The sequence below is a fragment of the Streptomyces sp. NPDC002265 genome (assembly GCF_040296125.1).
Lineage (GTDB): Bacteria > Actinomycetota > Actinomycetes > Streptomycetales > Streptomycetaceae > Streptomyces.
The window spans coordinates 1-1,696 of record NZ_JBEOWS010000678.1; the positions used below are offsets into that span (position 1 = coordinate 1).

A 1,696-nucleotide genomic window follows, 5' to 3' on the forward strand; every position below is an offset into this window, starting at 1 on the left:
GTTCTGTCGGTCCAGGCGGAGGGCACTTTCTACGTGCAGGGTATCGGGTTGCGTCCCAAGGTCCATGTCAGTGCCGATGGTTCGGGGGTGGTCGGTCATGCCGGGGCACGGCTGCTGACGGACCTCGCCGATACCACCGGGCTGACCGCCGCGTACTCCACCGCGCTCAGAGCGCTTCGGCCGCGCGGGACCGGACATGATCCGGGACGGATCGCTACCGACCTGGCGGTGATGCTCGCCGACGGCGGCGAGGCCATCGCGGACCTTGCCGTACTGCGGGACCAGGCAGAAGTCTTCGGCTCCATCGCCTCGACACCGACGGCCTGGCGGCTGCTCGCCGACGTCGACGAGACTGCCCTCGTCTCGCTGGCTTCTGCCCGCGCTCAGGCCCGGGAAGTCGCCTGGCTGCAGGCCGCCGAGCACGGTGAGGGCATCCCCGCAGCCCGGGCCGCAGGGCGCATGCTGCCCGGTCTGGTCCTGGACCTCGACGCCACGCTGATCACCTGCCACTCCGAGAAAGCGCAGGCCGCACCCACCTATAAGGGCGGCTTCGGCTTCCACCCGCTGCTGTGCTTCCTGGCCAACACCGGTGAGGCACTGTCCGGCCGGCTGCGGCCCGGGAACGCCGGCGCCAACACCGCGAGCGACCACATCACCGTGCTCGATCAGGCACTCGCCCAGATTCCTGACGCCCACCGGCACGGCACCGACATCCTCATCCGCACCGACAGCGCCGGATCCGCGAAAGCCTTCCTCGCCCACGTCCGCGACCTGCAGAAACGAGGAATCCACACCTCCTTCTCGGTCGGATACGCCGTCACCGAACCGCTCCGCCGCGCCATTCGGGCCATGCCCGACCGCCTCTGGTATCCCGCCCTGAACCAGGACGGAACGCTGCGTGAGGGCGCCGAGGTCGCCGAGCTGACCGGCATGATCGATCTGGACGGCTATCCGAACGGCACCCGCATCATCGTGCGCCGCGAACGTCCGCACCCCGGAGCCCAACTGTCCCTGTTCGACCAGGACGAAGGCCAGCGTCATCAGGTGTTCCTCACCGACACCCCCTACTCCGGCGGCGGCTCCGCACAGTTCTTGGAAGTCCGCCACCGCGGGCATGCCACCGTCGAAGACCACATCCGGTGCGGCAAGACCACCGGCTTCGGCCGCTTCCCCTCCCGCGACTTCCACATCAACTCCGCCTGGCTCGAACTCAGCCTCACGGCGATCGACCTGCTGGCCTGGATGCGCGTCCTGCTGCTGGACGGCGAACTCGCGGCTGCCGAGCCGAAGAAGCTCCGTTACCGGCTGCTGCACGTCGCCGCACGCCTCACCCACGGCGGCCGCCGTCTGCACTTGCGGATATCAGCCACCTGGCCCTGGAGACACGAACTCGCCACGGCCTTCCGTCGCCTCGCCACGCTGCCCCGACCGGCCGGCTGACCGGCAACATCACCTGACCGCCCACGACTCGAAGGACCTGGAGAACCCGACCACCGCGCCGGGCCCCCACCATGCCCGAGCACTGAAATCGCATCGCCCACCCGACAGCTGTCGATCAGCGACGTCTCATGACCCCAACCGAAACGGCGAGGTTAAGGCCGCGCAGCTCACCGAGGAGCAGTGGCGGGAACGCTGGGAGGCGTCGCGCTGGTTCCTCGCCGCTGACGGGGAGTCCGGCAAGCGATGGGGAAACGAG

Annotated in this window: 1 protein-coding gene; it reads left to right on the plus strand. The window is 69.0% G+C overall.

What is annotated here, in order from left to right; translation table 11 throughout:
* Positions 1-3: 3 nt before the first annotated feature.
* Positions 4-1,440: an IS1380 family transposase gene (locus tag ABT085_RS46210; protein ID WP_502983001.1), complete on the plus strand. Its 1,437-nt coding sequence runs from the start codon at positions 4-6 to the stop codon at positions 1,438-1,440.
* Positions 1,441-1,696 lie beyond the last annotated feature (256 nt).